The 16,332-nt window shown below is 43.9% G+C and carries 16 protein-coding genes; 4 read left to right on the top strand and 12 right to left on the bottom strand.

Going from position 1 to position 16,332, the window contains the following annotated elements:
* Positions 1–88: 88 nt before the first annotated feature.
* Together QUB13_RS13575 and QUB13_RS13570 are read left to right on the top strand one after the other, a co-directional pair.
* The gene (locus QUB13_RS13575) at positions 89–334 is read left to right on the top strand and encodes a hypothetical protein (protein WP_333381525.1); all 246 of its coding nucleotides are present in this window, start codon (positions 89–91) and stop codon (positions 332–334) included.
* 7 nt (positions 335–341) lie between these two features.
* Positions 342–1,568 (top strand): NAD(P)/FAD-dependent oxidoreductase, encoded by a 1,227-nt coding sequence (locus QUB13_RS13570; RefSeq protein ID WP_333381522.1) that lies wholly within the window; start codon positions 342–344, stop codon positions 1,566–1,568.
* Between the two features lie 77 nt (positions 1,569–1,645).
* Here QUB13_RS13570 and QUB13_RS13565 read toward each other — a convergent pair whose 3' ends face one another.
* The 7 genes from QUB13_RS13565 to QUB13_RS13535 form a co-directional block, all read right to left on the bottom strand.
* On the bottom strand, positions 1,646–4,066 hold the full coding sequence (locus tag QUB13_RS13565) for a sulfotransferase (RefSeq protein ID WP_333381519.1): 2,421 nt from the start codon (positions 4,064–4,066) through the stop codon (positions 1,646–1,648).
* 135 nt (positions 4,067–4,201) lie between these two features.
* Positions 4,202–6,274, bottom strand: a complete 2,073-nt coding sequence (locus tag QUB13_RS13560) for a Wzt carbohydrate-binding domain-containing protein (protein WP_333381517.1) — start codon at positions 6,272–6,274, stop codon at positions 4,202–4,204.
* Positions 6,275–7,066, bottom strand: a complete 792-nt coding sequence (locus QUB13_RS13555) for an ABC transporter permease (protein ID WP_333381514.1) — start codon at positions 7,064–7,066, stop codon at positions 6,275–6,277.
* A complete protein-coding gene (locus QUB13_RS13550; RefSeq protein WP_333192084.1) occupies positions 7,063–7,215 on the bottom strand; it encodes a hypothetical protein in 153 nt (50 codons plus the stop codon). The genes QUB13_RS13555 and QUB13_RS13550 overlap by 4 nt, the downstream gene beginning before the upstream one ends.
* Before the next feature lie 103 nt (positions 7,216–7,318).
* Positions 7,319–8,668: a glycosyltransferase family 2 protein gene (locus QUB13_RS13545; RefSeq protein WP_333381511.1), complete on the bottom strand. Its 1,350-nt coding sequence runs from the start codon at positions 8,666–8,668 to the stop codon at positions 7,319–7,321.
* Positions 8,669–8,764: 96 nt separating this feature from the next.
* Positions 8,765–9,958 (bottom strand): glycosyltransferase, encoded by a 1,194-nt coding sequence (locus QUB13_RS13540; protein WP_333381508.1) that lies wholly within the window; start codon positions 9,956–9,958, stop codon positions 8,765–8,767.
* A gap of 421 nt (positions 9,959–10,379) precedes the next feature.
* Positions 10,380–11,216 carry a pentapeptide repeat-containing protein gene (locus QUB13_RS13535; RefSeq protein ID WP_333381505.1) on the bottom strand — a complete coding sequence of 279 codons (837 nt, stop codon included), beginning with the start codon at positions 11,214–11,216 and terminating at the stop codon, positions 10,380–10,382.
* A 256-nt stretch (positions 11,217–11,472) separates the two neighbouring features.
* Here QUB13_RS13535 and QUB13_RS13530 point away from each other — a divergent pair, with 256 nt between their 5' ends.
* Entirely contained in the window at positions 11,473–12,063 is a 591-nt protein-coding gene (locus tag QUB13_RS13530; protein ID WP_333381502.1) for a phycobiliprotein lyase, read from the top strand.
* 180 nt (positions 12,064–12,243) lie between these two features.
* Here the strand turns inward: QUB13_RS13530 and QUB13_RS13525 are convergent, their stop codons facing one another.
* Together QUB13_RS13525 and QUB13_RS13520 are read right to left on the bottom strand one after the other, a co-directional pair.
* The gene (locus QUB13_RS13525; RefSeq protein ID WP_333381500.1) at positions 12,244–12,549 is read right to left on the bottom strand and encodes a CpeR family transcriptional regulator; all 306 of its coding nucleotides are present in this window, start codon (positions 12,547–12,549) and stop codon (positions 12,244–12,246) included.
* A 24-nt stretch (positions 12,550–12,573) separates the two neighbouring features.
* Positions 12,574–13,173 carry a chromophore lyase CpcT/CpeT gene (locus tag QUB13_RS13520; protein WP_333381497.1) on the bottom strand — a complete coding sequence of 200 codons (600 nt, stop codon included), beginning with the start codon at positions 13,171–13,173 and terminating at the stop codon, positions 12,574–12,576.
* On the opposite strand from QUB13_RS13520, the gene QUB13_RS13515 reads away from it, so the two are divergent.
* On the top strand, positions 13,154–13,402 hold the full coding sequence (locus QUB13_RS13515; protein WP_333381494.1) for a hypothetical protein: 249 nt from the start codon (positions 13,154–13,156) through the stop codon (positions 13,400–13,402). The two genes, QUB13_RS13520 and QUB13_RS13515, sit on opposite strands and share 20 nt — an antisense overlap.
* A gap of 250 nt (positions 13,403–13,652) precedes the next feature.
* On the opposite strand, the gene QUB13_RS13510 is transcribed toward QUB13_RS13515, so the two are convergent.
* The 3 genes from QUB13_RS13510 to QUB13_RS13500 all read right to left on the bottom strand — a co-directional run bounded on the left by QUB13_RS13510 (position 13,653) and on the right by QUB13_RS13500 (position 16,213).
* Complete coding sequence (locus tag QUB13_RS13510; protein WP_333381492.1) at positions 13,653–14,186, bottom strand: phycobiliprotein lyase; 534 nt, start codon at positions 14,184–14,186, stop codon at positions 13,653–13,655.
* A gap of 169 nt (positions 14,187–14,355) precedes the next feature.
* A complete protein-coding gene (locus QUB13_RS13505; RefSeq protein ID WP_333381489.1) occupies positions 14,356–15,114 on the bottom strand; it encodes a phycobilisome rod-core linker polypeptide in 759 nt (252 codons plus the stop codon).
* Between the two features lie 304 nt (positions 15,115–15,418).
* Positions 15,419–16,213 (bottom strand): phycobilisome rod-core linker polypeptide, encoded by a 795-nt coding sequence (locus tag QUB13_RS13500; RefSeq protein ID WP_333381487.1) that lies wholly within the window; start codon positions 16,211–16,213, stop codon positions 15,419–15,421.
* Positions 16,214–16,332: the final 119 nt, after the last annotated feature.

Below are 16,332 nucleotides of genomic sequence, written 5' to 3'. Positions count from 1 at the left end.
ATTTTTTGAAATTGCATTGATTGCTGATAACGGCTTATAATTACCTGTTGATGCTCTGCTTGATACAGGTTTTTCGGGATGGTTAGCAATGGAAATTCAGGATTTAGAGGGGCTTGATTGGACTTATGTAGAAAAAGAAACAATGCGAACAGCTAAGGGAGAATTTGATTTCGATATTTATGCAGGAAAAATTACAATTGATGAGCAAGATTTTGACATTCCCGTTCATGTAGGCGCGGGAGTACCGGAAATTTTAATCTGTCGCCAATGGCTAAAAAATCGGCGGTTAGTAGTTGATATGTCTGCGGGTATTTTGACATTGGAAGCGATTTAAAAGCAAAATGAACTTAAAAAATTTTGATATAGTAATAGTAGGAGCAGGCCCAGCAGGCGGTCACTGCGCGAGAATATTAGCAAAATCCGGCCGCAAAGTCTTGCTTGCCGAACAAAACGACAATTTTAATAAAAACGACTTTTCCAGCGCCGCCACGCCTTTAGAAACCCTCTCTCAATTCGATTTACCCGAATCAGTAATCGGCAGTTTTTGGCACAAACTGACTATTGAAACTAGCAAAGTCAGTCAAACTTGGGAGTCTCCCGAAAAGTTGGGAGTTGTTCTCAATTTTGCTAAATTTAGAGCTTTTTTAGCCGAGGAAGTTGAGCGATTTGGCGGTGAAGTTTGGCTTGGTTGTCGCTACACCGGACATTCGCAAGCTAACGGTGAAACAATCGTAGAATTTAAACAGCTATCTGACGGTCAATCTGTCAAAGTTAGCACTAAAGTTTTGGTTGATGCTACGGGTTTTGCTAGGGCGATTATGTACGAAAAAGAAAACGATAAGCCAGAGTTTTTATCGGGAACCGGCATCGAATATTTAATTGAAGTAGAACCGGAAATTTATCATAAATATGCCAATGATTTAATCTTCTTTTTGGGCGATAAATGGATGCCGAAGGGTTATTCTTGGATATTTCCAATGGAACAAAACAGGCTAAAAGTTGGTGCGGGCCGCATTTTTTTAGATCCGAAAACTGTGAAAAATTTGGAACCTTTGAAAAAATATATCGATTTGCTGATTGATGAATATCTGAAGTCTAAAAATTATACAATTATTGACAAACACGGTTCCACTCTGAAGTACAGTCAGGGTTTGCAGGATATTTATTACAAGGATAATATAATTGCGATCGGCGATACTGTCTCCACTGTAAATTTTTTGGGCGGCGAGGGTATCAGACACGGGATGGATGGTGCCGAAATTGCGGGGAAATACATTGAAAAATATTTGGACGGGAAAATATCGGATTTTGGAGATTATGAAACCCAAATGCACCGCAAGTTTGATAAAAAATGGCATATTTCCGAAAGGTTGGCGGTGAGAAAGTATATCGATGATGTTAATGATGAGCTTACAGACAAGGTAATTTCTTACTTAAAGTACATGAAAACTGATGATGTGATGGATATTTTATTTTATTATAAGTTTGAGAAGATTTATAGAGGATTTGGCGGTTATTTGGGGCGGAAATTTCAGGGTTTGCTGCAGCGGCTGAGAAAAAGTTTCTAGTAATGATCTAAATCGTCATCAAGTTGGTTTGTAGTGAGGACTTTAGTCCTGATTTTTGCGAACTGAAGTCCTCACTACTAACCTAATTTTAAGGGATTTTCCTTTGTGATTTGAATGCGGGGTAGCGACATTAAAGAATCGTCTAAGCTGCTAAACTTTGACCTATACGATACACCAAAAGTATACCCAGTCGCCCCGATTAAATGTTCTACAATTTTATCGACATCTCCGTAAGGATAAGCAAAACATTTAACAGATTTTCCTAATCCCCGTTCCAAAATAGCACGGGATTTTGCCCCCTCACGCACAATTTCTGTGGGCGACAAGGTAGTTAGAGGTTGATAGGTAGCAGACATCGAACCGAATTCAATTCCTGCATCCCGCAGTTGTCTAATTTCTGGCCATCCCATTAACTTTACTTCTTCACCTTCGGCTTTTTCCCAACTATTTGTCTTTCCAATCGACTCGGCTACTAAAAAAACAGTTGCTGTAAAATCATAGCGTTTTAGCAAAGGCCAAGCATATTGGAAAAAGTCGAGATAGCCTCCGTCAAATGTCATCAATACGGCTTTACCCGGTAAAGGAGTTTTATCCCGTTTCGCATTTTGCCAATTTTCCCAACTCGCACTGTAATAACCTTTTTCTTGTAAATCCTGTAGTTGCTGTTCAAAAAAGTCGGGAGTAACTGCATTTAAACCATCGGGAGAAATGCGGCGGTAGGCGAGAATCGGCAGTTTTTCTGTGACGCTGTTATTGTTAAAATTTTGAGGTGGTGCTGGGTTAGCAACTTCTCGATAAGGCGATTTTTTCCCGATGATTTCTGGTGCATAAAATACTTGTTTTTGTAGCTCGTTTTCTTGGGGAATTTCCATTGTTGTTTCCCCAGCGATTGCTGCGGCTGATGCGATTTCTCGCAGCGCTGCGGCTGGGAGTGCGGCGCGGCGGTTGACACTTGTGCCGATCGCACCCGATCGCCTGCCGAACATCACCGCATTTTCGGGGTAAATACCCCCAGCACCCGCTGCATTTAAACTGTCGGGCTGATTCGACCTTTGTTGAGCAGCAGAGGCTAAGCGCGATCGCAGCGATTGCTTGCCGTCGAGCGGTTTTCCCAGCAAAGCTTCTCGCACGGTGGCGACGCACAACTCAAAACCGCTATTTCGAGTAATTGTCGATCGCAATTTTTGAGCAGAAACGAAATTATTTTCCACCGCAACAGTGACTCTACCGATAGCAACACCGCCGACTTTCACCAGCACATCAATTTCAGAAAGCTCAACTTTTATATTAGGCAATTCCTCGCTAACTTCTACAGCAATTAAATCTTTTTCGAGCGTAATTGTTGGGACTTCTTCGGCTATTTCTGATTGATAAAAATTATCTAATTGCCAATTTGGGCGTTCCCAAAAATCTTGCAAAAATAGCGTCCAATCATGTTTGGCGCGCAACGGTTTCAGCAAAAATTCCCACAACTTATTACCTTTTTCGTAGCGATACCGTTGAAAAAAGCGATCGAGAATTTGCCAAGCAAACTGGGCTGCGATCGCATCCGCCAACACCGCACCCGCCACAATCCCGTCGCAGACTGGCAATTCCACAACACCGAGTTTAATGCCTTCTAGTTCGATCGTACAGTGCAGGCGATCGCATATTTGCGGAAGAGCGCCAATATCCGAAATTGGTTCGCTCACTTCTACCGTAACTTTCCAGGCAATTTCACCCTTGACTCGCTTAATCTTATCTAAAATATCTTTAATTTCATTACTCGTAAAAATTTTATGATATTTGTGAATATTACTACTTTTAACCTCTCTCTCAATTCCTTGGTGCCAAGGTAAACTCAAACTGAGACTAGCTGCTTTTTCTTGATAAAACTCCAGCATTTTTGCGTCATATTCAACCCCCATAAAATGACAAAGCTCTTCTAATTTCTTGACTTTATTATCGACAATTTCCTCATACTTGACTAATATATGATTAGAATTTTTAGCATATTTGTGACTAATTAACGTCGCCTCCTTCCAGCGATGAATACAGTGGTTTAAATCCCAACCAGGCCCCCACAAATCATGAGAATTCCTAGTAACCTCATGCAGAGAAGCTATTGTATCCATACCATTTCGCAAAATATGTATAAATTTCGCATCCGGTAAAAATCGCTCTATGTCATCAATAAAATATATATGTTCCGGCGTTTTTTCCAACCAAATGCTTTTGTTTTGTTCCGCAGCCAAACCATCCAAAACTCCCACAAACCAACTAACTTTAGTTCCCAAACTTTGACTGTCATCAAAACCTTGCAAAAGTTCAGGGCGATTAATCTCATCTTTAAAAAAAGTTTCCACCCTACCTGGAAACTTTCCCGCAAACTTCTTGTAAAGTAAATATTGAAAAAACTTAGATTCGGGAAAAGAAATAACTTCAGGATGAGCAGCTAATAAACTTTGAAGCATTGTTGTGCCGCTTCTCGGAGAGCCTATTAAAAATATCCGTTTCATTTTTATAGCTAATAAAGGGTTTGTGAATTAGATTTTTTTTACGAACCGCAGAGAGCGCAGAGGGCACTGAGGAAGAGAAGAAAGAGGTATGATTGATGTTCCTCTCTGGGATCTCTGCGGTTAAAAACTTTTTTCCTAACTCCAAGTAAAATCTTCTTTTAACAAATCCGAAAGTTCCTGATTGTAAGGCTTGAAATAATTGGTTAATTCTTGTTCAATTTCCGCAGGCATTTGGCTGTAATCCTCGACATGATTAATTTGATCTTCTTTAATTGCAATGGCACTAATATCCAAAAAATTCGATACTTCCGAAAAGACTTTGCCTGTATGCGCGTAAAAATCTTCGCTCTTGATAATTAGCAATTGTTCTCTCGGAAAATAGTCGAGCCAATTTTTGATTTGTTCTACATAAATTCCCCGCGACAAATAGGAATAATGCTGGTGATTGAAACTGTAATAATTTTCATCTGCTTTGATTTTTTCAATCTCACCTTTGAGTCGATCGCCCTCAGAGGCGATCGCCTTTTCAAAATCCAACTTTTCGCAGCCGTTCGCCACTTCTAAATGATAGTGCATCCACGCTCGTTTTACCGGGTTTCGCAGCATTACAATCAGCTTAACATCCGGGAAACACTTGTAAACTCGCTCCGCTACCAAGGGATGATAAATATAGTAAGCAGTCATCTCCCAAAGGAGCACTTTTTCACTCGCTACACTCCGCGTCAACTGCTTGCTGTACCACTCAACACCACGCTCGAAATTTAATTCAAAAAAGTGAATGTCCCGCGAACCTTCTTTGATAATTTGCAAGTGATTTGCGAGATAGCTGTATAGAGATTCCGTGCCGCAGTTTTGAGCACCAATCATTAAAAAATCAGGTTTTTGCTTGTTTTCCAACTGAGTCAAAATCTTGGCGTAGCCGGGATTATTCTTATCCAAATCGTAAGTTGCAGCGGCTGGTTCGGCTAAATCTAGAAGCGGCATTTGTCCCTCAAATTCCCAGCGGTACGGCGGACAAAGAACCGTTTTTTGGTTGACAGTCGATCGCACGTACAGCGGATAAACCTGCCAATGATAATCGTAGGCGTAAGCCAAAGTTTCCTCATAAACCCCAGCATTCACGTAATACTGACCGTTTCCTAAATCCAGCCTGTCTATTTGCAGCCGGATTTTGCCTTTCCCTTTCACAAGCGGCAGCAGTCTGCCCATTTGATTAGTATTAGTCTCAAAACAACTTTGACCATCATCCCTGCTGATTGTCACGGCAAAAATAGCAGCAGAAATTTCCTGGGACACCGAATAATGGATTTCAATGCTAATAGCATCACCGCTATCTATTTCTGCATTCGGAAATACTTTAACATCGGTAATTTCTACTTCCAAAGAACCGAAGCGATTCTGATTGCCTCGCAGTGGCGAGCCGCTACTTGTAGCTTCAGCACCGCGCAGGGGAGTGTGATTTTCTGTGGACGATCGCATTTCTGACAAATACTGACCGACTACTACTTCCGGTTCCCCATAGGCCACGATTTCACCTGATTTCAGCCACAAAGCCCGATCGCACATTTTCTGAATTTGCGACGCAGTGTGAGAAATCAAAACAATCGCACATCCTTGATTTTTAAACTCAGTTATCTTATTCAAACATTTGGTTTGAAAAGCCACATCACCAACCGACAAATGTTCATCAACTAACAGCACTTCTGGATCGGTATGCACCGCCACGGAAAAAGCCAGCCGCATTTTCATCCCCGTACTGTAAGTCCGCATCGGGCTGTCAATAAACTTTTTTAACTCTGCAAATTCCACAATATCGTCAAACCTGCGCGCCACTTCCCGGCTAGTCAAACCGGCCACCACAGCACCCACCAACACGTTTTCTCTGCCCGTTAGATCCGTGTGAAAACCCGCACCCAAATCTAACAAGCCGCCAATTCTGCCGTTAACTTTAATAGTTCCTTCCTCAGCCTTACCAATCCCGCCGATAAGTTGCAGCAGCGTTGATTTTCCCGCCCCATTCTTGCCAAGAATTCCCAGCATTTCCCCAGGAGAAACAGTAAAATTTATATTCCGCAGCGCCCAAAAACTCGCCTCCGGCTTTAGCTTCCACCAACCGGACAAAGCTGCCTCCATAATCGTATAAGGTTTCGCGGCAGAGTAGCGGTTAAAACGCTTACCCAAACCCTTGACAATAATTGCTTCTCGCATTTATAATTCCTCCACAAAATGATCGCTTTGTCGTCTAAAAATTCCCAGTCCAATGGGCAAAAGAGCCGCCACAGCCAAGCTCAAAACTAACAGAGCCTGCCAATCCGGCTGCATACCTTTGAGCAGTATGGCGCGGTAAGCTTCAATCAGCGGCACCATTGGATTTAAGTAATAAAAAATCTTAAATTTTTCCGGTACACTGTTGATGTCGTAGAAAATCGGAGTTAGGTAAAATATCATCTGCAAAACTACTCCCAAAGTGTGCTGAGTGTCGCGAAAAGTGACATTTAAAGCTGCAAGGGGATAAGCAAAACTAACTGTCAACAAAAACTGAATAATCATCGGCAGCGGCAACAAAAGCAGCACTAAATTGAGATGAACACCATCAATTAGCAGAAAGATAATTAACACCGGCAAAGCTAACACAAAGTGAATTAGCCCAGTCATCGTCGTGACTATCGGCAAAATTGCCGTGGGGAAATTTGGCTGCCTGATTAGTGCCTCATTACTGGTAATTAATCCCGTTGATTTAAATAATGCCGTTTGAGACCAACTCCAAATTAACAAGCCGCTGAAAACAAAGGAAGAATATTTGGGAATATTAAGCGCTACGACAGAGCGAAACAAAAAGGAAAATACAGCCAACTGTAACAGCGGACTGATTAAAGTCCAAGCAATGCCCAAGGTCGATCGCTTGTAAAGTAATTTCATATCGCGATCGACCAATACCCGTAGCAAATCAAAGAAATGAGTGATTTGGCGAATGTAAGCTACCTTTCCCGCATTTATCACAGCACACCCCCAGCAACTATCTGAGGTTCTCGCCCGGATAAATTCCAGGGCTGAATCTTAACTAAATTCTGGGTCTGCACCAGGTTCAACTTATCAGGAATTGGTTCTAAAAAATTAGCTTTATTCAATTCTATTGCCATAATTACCATTGTCAATTTCTATTTTTTTACTCTAAATTACTATTGCCGAGCAATTAAAGGCTTACTTGATTACACCTCTATATTCTATTGTTTTTAGAATCTAACTATGTCATTATAATGCAGAATTTTCCAGCTTTTTTTTGTCCAATACTGTAAACAACTGTAGATGTTGAAGTAGGATGTTGTCAACTAAACTAGGCTCAGAATGAGCAGCACTTTTGGGCATACCGTTAACCGCGATCGCCCGAGCCAGAGGTTCGGCAAAGTCAAGCGCCAGAATCGATCGCAAGTGAGCGCCCCGCAGTGGCTCTACACCGAATTTGGGAGTGACGTGACCGATCGACAGTTCACCGTAACGCAGATAAATGCCATCGGGTTTTTTCTCATCAATAATTCGTTCTGCTGCTTCCCAACCTTCCTGCAAATCGATTTCAATTTCATGTCTGCCCAAATCGCCGCTAGCCGTTCCTTCTTGCATAAAACTAGAAAGGGCCGATCGGGTTTTTAACTGATCCATCACTCCCCGCAAGTACGAGTAAGCCAGTAGTTTAGTCCGCAACCACCGCCAAGTTCCCCGCATCCCCATGTATTGAAGCCAGTCAAGGGATTTTCTCAGTCCGACAGCCAGCAAATCTAAGGCGGCAGGCCAGAAAAATACGATCGCGACCAAAATTTTATTTACCAGCGAATCAGGAGTTTCGTAGTCTTTTATGTGCAGCGTCGGTTTCATTTCCGGGTGCCGCTGACCGATCAAAACATCCGATCGCCCTTCCGCGCGAGCTCGCCCAAAAGAGCGATCGAGGTTGTTAGTTTCGTGTTCGTAGTGATACCCGACTGCATCCGGTGCCACCGCAAAAGGTACATTTGCTTTGAGCAAGCGCAAGGCAAACTCGTAATCTTCATAGGCAGTACCCGGGCCGAAGGCAGAATCGAAGCCTCCGGTGCCAGCAAACAGTTTTGTATCAATAGAAAGGTTGCCACAGAGCAAATCTTGATAAGTGTAGCGGTGAGTCGGCTTGCTCATCTGGTAAAACTTTTCCTCCCACCAAGTCCGCACTTCTACATCAAAAAAATTAGTCCTGGATTGCAACTTTGGCGGATAAGGGCCGATCGCGGCACAGCCCGGACGTTCTCGATGAACGCGCCCGTGGTTTTCGACTAAACACGGCGTTGCTTCGATGTCATCGTCCAGAAACAACAGCAGTTGTCCAGTAGCCTCCGCTGCTCCAATATTGCGAGACATACCCACACTCCGGCAGTTTGCCTCAATTGTGTGCATTTTAAAAGGAGCTTTGTAGTCTTGTAACATTGTTAAAGTATCGTCAATGCAGCTATCTACGACGACCCTGACTTCGATGAGATCCATCGGATAAGTCTGTGATTGCAGAGCATCCAAAGCCCGCCGCAGCGAAGAACTTCGGTTGTGAGTTATAAGAATGATGCTAAATGTTAGATTTTCCATATTTACATTAGGAATTGGGCAGAGCGAAGCGGAGAGATCGGGAAGGGAAAAGTGGGCCTTTTTAACACATAACAACTAACAAATAACCAATCACAACTAACTAATAATTTCTTCCTTAATTTTTTGCAACCACTTGCGAGAGGCAAAATAAGCCATCGGGCCACTAATGCAGCCCCGTAATTGAGCCAAAAGCAAATCACTAGGAACAGAATCCGGTTGCTTTCGCAAAGAAGAAATTAGTTCAGGAATTTGTTTGTACCACAACCATGACAAGCCTAACAGAACCACGCTGAATTCCCTATTCACCACAATCATCCCCGTCCAGAAAGCATAGACTCCGACTCCGTAGCCTTCAAGCGTATTCCGTAGTTCTTCCCAGGTACGCCGGTGGCGGTGCCAACTCAAGGCCCTGGGCTCGTAGACGATGCAGTAGCCCGATCGCAAAATGCGGGTAAAAAATTCGCAGTCTTCCCCGCTAGCCGTGGGCGTTCCCGCCCCCAGAACTTCGTCAAACAAGCCAATAAAGTCGATCGAGCTTTTCCGCAAAGCCATGCTCGCCGAAACACCCACAAGATTGACAACCAGAGGATTGCACTGCGCCCCGTCAAAAATTCGGCGTTCAAAGCCCCGCCCGTGGGGGCTGTAGCGCTCGAACCATTCTTGCGCTTCGGTTTCGAGCTCCAAGGGCATGATTAGCCCCGTAACGCACATCACTCGCGGATCGCTAAAATTCCCCAAGAGCGATCGCAGCCAGTTCGGATCGGGCACTGCATCGTCATCTGTAAACGCTACGAATTCGTGTTTAGCTTCGCGTAAAGCTCGGTTGCGGGCAGCGCTGGAGCCCGGTACTTCCTCGCGTACATAGCGGACTTTTGGGTAATTTTTGACCAATTCCTCAGTAGCGTCCGTGGCGGGACAATTGTCAATTACCAAGTATTCCTGACCGTCGTCTGGGAGCAGCATGAACGCTTCCAGACAGCGCCGCAAATCTTCCGGGCGATCGCGCGTGCAAACCGCTACAGTGGCGATCGGCAATGCCTCCATCGGCCCCCGCTCATCCCATTCGAGAACGTCGTAGAGCCAATTTTTCCAAAGGTTATCCCCCGCAGCATCCATCAGTGTTTCCCGCAATTGAGAGCCCTCAATGCGACCTCCGACTACCGAAAGTTGAGCGCTCGCGATCGGCTTTCCGTGCAGTCTAATTAAAACCAAGGCTTTGCTGTAACGCTCCTCAACCGCAATTTCTGGCGGGAGTTTGGAGATTTCTAGGTCGAGAATAGCTGTTGCCATTTTAGATTTTAGATTTTAGATTTTAGATTGCCAAAAAATCATAGAGTCTCAGTATTTTACCGGATGTATTTTAGCCAAAATTGTTGTAGGGGATAGCAACTTATCAACGCCATACTTGCCGATCGCCGATGCGCGAATCAAACATAAAGCCTCATATTTATTATTGCTGTTATTTATTTTTACTTTCGATTACCGGTTGATGTCAAGTTTTTTGTCTAAATAATTTTTGTCGCCGACAGCGATTGCTCGTCGAACACGATCTCAATGGCGAGTGTCATTGGGGGCCAGGGCTACCAAATTTTGCGATTAATGCCAAATCAAAAAAACCCGATTTTTTATTAAGAAAACCGAGTTTTGGCGATCGATCCTGATTTCAGCGTTAATTGCGATCGGCTACTATTCTCAAAAAAATATCAAACAATCAAACACCCTCGCAATTCAAACTTTCGCGAGTAGTAGTTCTAGTCAAAGAATTCCAACTATCCAACTCCGCCGAACTCCGGTGACAAAGCATCGCCCTCACCCCCTCATCTAGTCCCCGAACTCCAGTAAAATCCGCACCTTCAATGCTAGTAACATGATCGAAACTAGCATTAGTCAAATCAGCAGCTCGAAAATCAACACCCTGCAATTCCGCGCCATTGAACCGCGCATCCCGCAAGCAAGCACCAGTCAAAAAAGCCCTACGCAAATTAGCGCCGCTCAAACCCACACCTTGCAGGTTAGCACCAGTCAAATCAGCCCCGCTCAAATAAGCGCCTAACAAATTAGCACCCCTCAAATCCACAAACCGCAAATTAGCCGTATTCAAAAAAGCCCCAGTCAAAATAGCTCCAGGCCCCACAGCGCCGCAATTTTTGAATCTAAAACCAGACGGCCAAATTGTCTGCGAATCGTAGATAGCAACTTGCAATTTCGAGCCGCTCAAATCAGCCTCGCTCAGATTAGCATTCTGCAAAGAAGCCCTGCACAAACAACTGTTTTGCAAAGCAGCCGACTGCAAAATCGCCCCCTGCAAATTAGCACCGCGCAAATCCGCCTCAACCAGATTAGCACCGCTCAAATCTGCACCGCACAGGTTAACACCAATCAAACTAGCACCCGTGAGGTTAGCACCTGTGAGGTTAGCACCGCTCAAATCGCGATCGTACAAATCAACCCCGCTCAAATCAACACCCGCCAAACTCTGCCCCGACTTCACAGCAGCCAGTAAACTCTCCGAATCAAAATTTGTGCGATCGATCGTTAAATTAACCATTTCTTTAAAAAAAACACCTCAATCCAACTGATTATACCTTGACCATAACCCCTCCCGACATCCCTCACGCCATTTTCAATTTTTGATTTTTAATTTTCAATTGCGAATCATTTACTGAATGTCGGTTGGAAGCACAAGCCAGCAGTTATCTTCTTTTTGGCTGCTGGAATTACTAAACTTTACAATCAAACATTCTCAAATTGAGTAAAATCGAGAAAACCGCATTGCCAAAAAATCAGCAGAGGTCACAAATACCATGAAAATCAAACCGCCGATGACAATGATGGACTTCTTTCGCAAAAGCGAAGGAACCTGGTTTTCGCAGCGCTCAGTTCATCACTTCGACGCAGTAGCAGACGAGTCAGGCGAATCAAATCTCATCATTCAAATCATGGAAAAAGACCACCCCAAAATTCAAGAAATTTGCGAAAAGCAAGCAGTAAATCCAGCACTAGCCGTCGGTGGAGCTATATTCATGTGGCAGACAACCCTCGATGCACAAGACAAAGAACCAAACCCAAATTACGCAGCAATTCTAGTAGATATTCCCGATCGCCACAATCCCCAATCAGGAAAATTTCTCCGCAACCAAGGCTATGTAGAAGGAATACCAGTCATCGGGAGATACAATTTTGCAACCGATGGAGTATTGACAATCGACACCGAATATGAAAAAAACCAAGGTCAAGAACGCTGCTGGTTTATCACCGACGATTTTCGCGTGCGCGTCAGCACAGTACGCATGATGAACGGCATCAATCTTATGACTTACAGCTCAGAACGCCGCTGCGTCGCACCCGCAGATTTGCAGCAAATCATTCAACAGCAACAACTCATCACTCATTAGTCATCAGCCCTATCATGTCCGACTGAATAATTCTTAAATATTCAAAGATTTGTAGTATTTGTAGAGTGCGTCGCCATTAAAAATCCGTACATCCAATTAACAATCTCAGGGCGACGCACCTTACATCATATTTGAGAAAACAAGCCCAAGAATTATCCAATTTCAACCGCAGATTTTTATTTAACAGCGTTCATCAAACCTAGTATAAAAACTACCGTATTTAATCCAGTATTGCTTGAGTTCGTTCTGAGGAACGTGCAAACTCGCCTTAGCTTGATATAGAATAACTTTTCGGTGATTGCCAATCCAAACTTTATTAATCGGGTGAACGCAAATAAAAGTTCCGCCCAAACTCTCAATGCACTCCCCAAAATTTTCAATAGTAGGATATTCTAGAGTTTCAAATATAAAAAAATTTCCCGAACAAATCAAATGCCGGCTCCGAATCCAGCACTCCATTTTTTTTCTAGCTAAGGGCGGCAGCATAATATTTTAAACATTCAAATTTCCTCATATTACCAAGGTGACTGCAGGCACTTCACTGGCAAAACTTTCGACTTTATCAAACAGCAAAGGCCCTTCAGTCGAACCCCAAACTTGCTCGCCACTATTAACATCCATTCCTCGGTCTAAACTTGTCCAAGTATGCTCTGTTAATTCCACATCACTCACTAAATAAGTCTCGCATCCCTTGCGATTGATCAAACACTTCTGCCCGGGTTCTACGCTTCCTCGAAATATTTCGCCATCTCTCTTAAATACCATTGAACAGTTATAGCGGCGTTCAATACTATCCGGCGTAATCGTCATCAAAATATCTAATTCTCGTCCTGCACCTGCATAAAGCATACCATCTTTTAGGCCGTAATTTTCTATATAAATTTGATCTTCTTGTTCGACAAGTCGGTGAATTCCTTGACGGTAAGGATTCCACACATCGTAGTCATAAACTTGTTCGGAATAAAAACCAATGCCGCCAAAAAACTCAAAGGGTAAAGGCCGAAACAAAACCCGAATGTGAGCGTAGTTTTGCGGATTTGCAATTGATTGCTTTTGGTTGCTGAAATGCCCGGCCATCAAGTTAGCTAGGGTGATAAGTTCACTTGTCATTGGGAATTGGGAATTGGGAATTGGGAATTGGGAATTGGGCGGAGCGAAGCGGAGGGATTGGGAATTGGGAATTGGGCGGAGCGAAGCGGAGGGATTGGGAATTGGGAATTGGGAATTGGGAATTGGGCGGAGCGAAGCGGAGGGATTGGGAATTGGGAATTGGGAATTGGGAATTGGGAATTGGGAATTGGGAATTGGGAATTGGGAATTGGGAATTGGGAATTGGTAATTGTCAGCATTTTTTTATTAGCCGTTTCTCATCCAATGACTGATGACTGATGACTAGCCTTCGGCTTCGCTCTTCGGCTAAAATGACTAATGACTAATGACTGATGACTGATGACCACTGACTAATTACTAACAACTAACAACTAACAACTAACAACTAAGAGGGCGGGCACGGGGACAACTAACAACTAACAACTAACAACTAACAACTAACAACTAACAACTAACAACTAACGACTAATGACTAATGACTAATTAGCGGACAAACAGCGGATTTCTGATGAAAAAGAAGCGGTGGTAACGCCTGCGCCGTCGCTTGTTTTGATTAGGGAGACGCGGAAGCGCAAATTGGGAGTACCGAACCAGATGCGCTCTTCTGCAGCGGCGCGATCGTACTCTGTAATTAAAATAAAAGTTCCGTCCTCTGTCAACTGGTAGCGGCCAACAGCAGGCACTGTCTCAGCATACCCGCGATCGCGCAGCAGTTTCCCCTCGGACGGATTTTCGGGATTTGGCACGGGTACGAGCACGCAACTGCCTTCTAGTACCTCTTTTTCGTCCCAATCCGACTCGCCCTCCCAACTCATCCGAAAAGGATGAGCAGCGTCAGCAGGATCGATATTGTACGATCGACAAAGCTCAACTACTTCTGCATCGTCGGCATTCAGCGCTACAATGTCAATTCTAGAACGAACTTCCTCAAAGTGACTGAATGCTAAATGGTGAGCGCTGCGTTGCGATCGCCATTTGCCAATTGAACGATCGATAAATTCACTTAACTGCATCTGCTAATTGGTAATTTGTAATTTTAAATCAGTTATCGGTAATTTGTAATTTGTTATCGGTTATCGGTAATTAGTTATTAGTTATTAGTTATTGATGACAACCAATAACCAATAACCAACAACCAATAACCAATAACTACTGACCAATGACTGCCGACCAACGATCCCTCTAACCAACCTCAGTAATGCTGAGGATTTTTCCCCCACTCTTATTGATATACTGAATGTTCTGAGACAATTGGCTGTAACCCACTTCATAAGTTACATTGCTCACCTTTCTCCGAGAGCCACTACCCTTGACAGCCGAGATCCGAAAACGCTTACCAGTATTGCTGTAAGCACCAAAACCGCTAGCAGGAGCTTTGATTTTTGTGCCGAGATTAGCAGCTACATCGGTAATCAATTTTGCCTGATTGCTAGCATCGCTGGTAGCATCGCCGCGGTACAAAGCAAACATCCGATTGAAACCAACATTTTTGTTGCCAACTTGGGTGCGAGTGCTGCGGGCATTGGGAACAGTATTTTCCCCAAAACTTGAATTGTACTCGTTGCTATCGAGATAAGAGTCAATTTCAGCATCGTATCCTTGCTCGTTATAAGTGATAACGTGCTGGGAAATTTCCGATTGATCGGCAGGGGCGCGGCCCAACAAATGCTTAGAATTGAGTTCGATAAACCGATAGGGGGAACTCGACTCAAAAAAGAGCGATCGATACAAATCCGATTTTGCTACCAAGTTCACAAAACCCTTAACGGTGATATCGCCATTTCGCAACAGCGATTCAGCACTGGTTAGCCGATCGCACTCCATCAAGTGTGCGTTACCCAAGACTTGTTTGTAAACAGCCCGAATCACTGTTTGCAAATCATCTTCTGTAGCATTTGCTCGCAGTTCCACAGGTGTCGATTCCACAGCCCATAAAGACATTTGATTTTCTCCTAATTTTCAATTGCTTTGGTAGTTGTATGTAATTAGTTCCACCGTTCGCAATGCCAGTCCTCCAATCGTGAAAACTTGCATTCCGAACGATCGAACCGTTTTGATTTCGAGGGATTGACCGGCAACGATATAACTGGTAATTGGTAACTCGCAAATTATCAAAATTTGCGAGCTTCGACGGTGCGTCATTCCTCTTTTTTTATTGGTAATTTTTCAAGTTTGAATTCATGATTCATTCTTTTGCTTTACCCGTCGCAATTACCCTTCGCAATTACCAATTATCCATTACCAATTATCCAATTTCAGTGATGCTGACAATTCGGCCGCTCGTGCGATTAATCCGCTGAATTTGCGGCGTCATCCTGTTACCGGGAACAATATATTCCACAGTGCTGGTGCGGCGGGGTTGGTTGTACTTAGCGCCTTGCACGACAATCTTAAACATCTTTTCAGTCGCGTCGGCATAACCGCTACGGCCTCCAGACATCGGCGGTACAATCTTGTTGGTGCTGTTAGTGGCCACAGCATAGGTTAGCTGAGAATCCTTATTTGTGTCCGTTTCGGCAGGGCCGCGGAACAGAGCAAAAATCCGGTTGTAGCCTACTTGTTTTTGACCGACTTGGCTGACAGCAGCGCGGTAGAAAGGTACGGTATTTTCGCCAAAGTTTTCTTGATATTCTTGGCTGTCAAGATAAGAATCAATTTCTGCGTCGTAACCGTGTTCGTTGTACCGGCGAACGTGCTCGGAAATCTCGGCTTGATCTTGAGGTGCTCGACCTAACAAATGTTTGAAATTGAGTTCGACAAATCGGTAAGGAGAAGCTGTTTCAAAAAATCGGGCGCGATACATTTCAGATTTGGCGATCGCCCGCACGAAGTCGCGCACGGAAGTGCTACCATCGCACAACTGAGATTCTGCGCTCGTCAAACGCTCGCTTTCCATCACGTAAGCGTTGCCCAAAACCTGCCGGTAGGCTGCTCGAATCACGACTTGCAACTCTTCCAAACCGCTCGCAGGCCACAGCTCAACTGGTGCCCCAGAAAAAGCTTCTATTCCGAATTTTACTGCTGGTGCTGTACTGACCATTTGTACTTTTCCCCCTTCCTATTAACTTGATAAAAAACTTTGAAAATCTGCTTTTCTACTCTGTTAAATTCTGCGAGTAGATTGCTTCCCAAATAACTGCAAAGCGCGCACTGCGTACC

Source organism: Microcoleus sp. B4-D4 (assembly GCF_036705185.1).
In the GTDB taxonomy this organism is placed as follows: Bacteria; Cyanobacteriota; Cyanobacteriia; order Cyanobacteriales; family Microcoleaceae; genus Microcoleus.
This window is presented reverse-complemented; position numbering and strand designations above follow the sequence as displayed.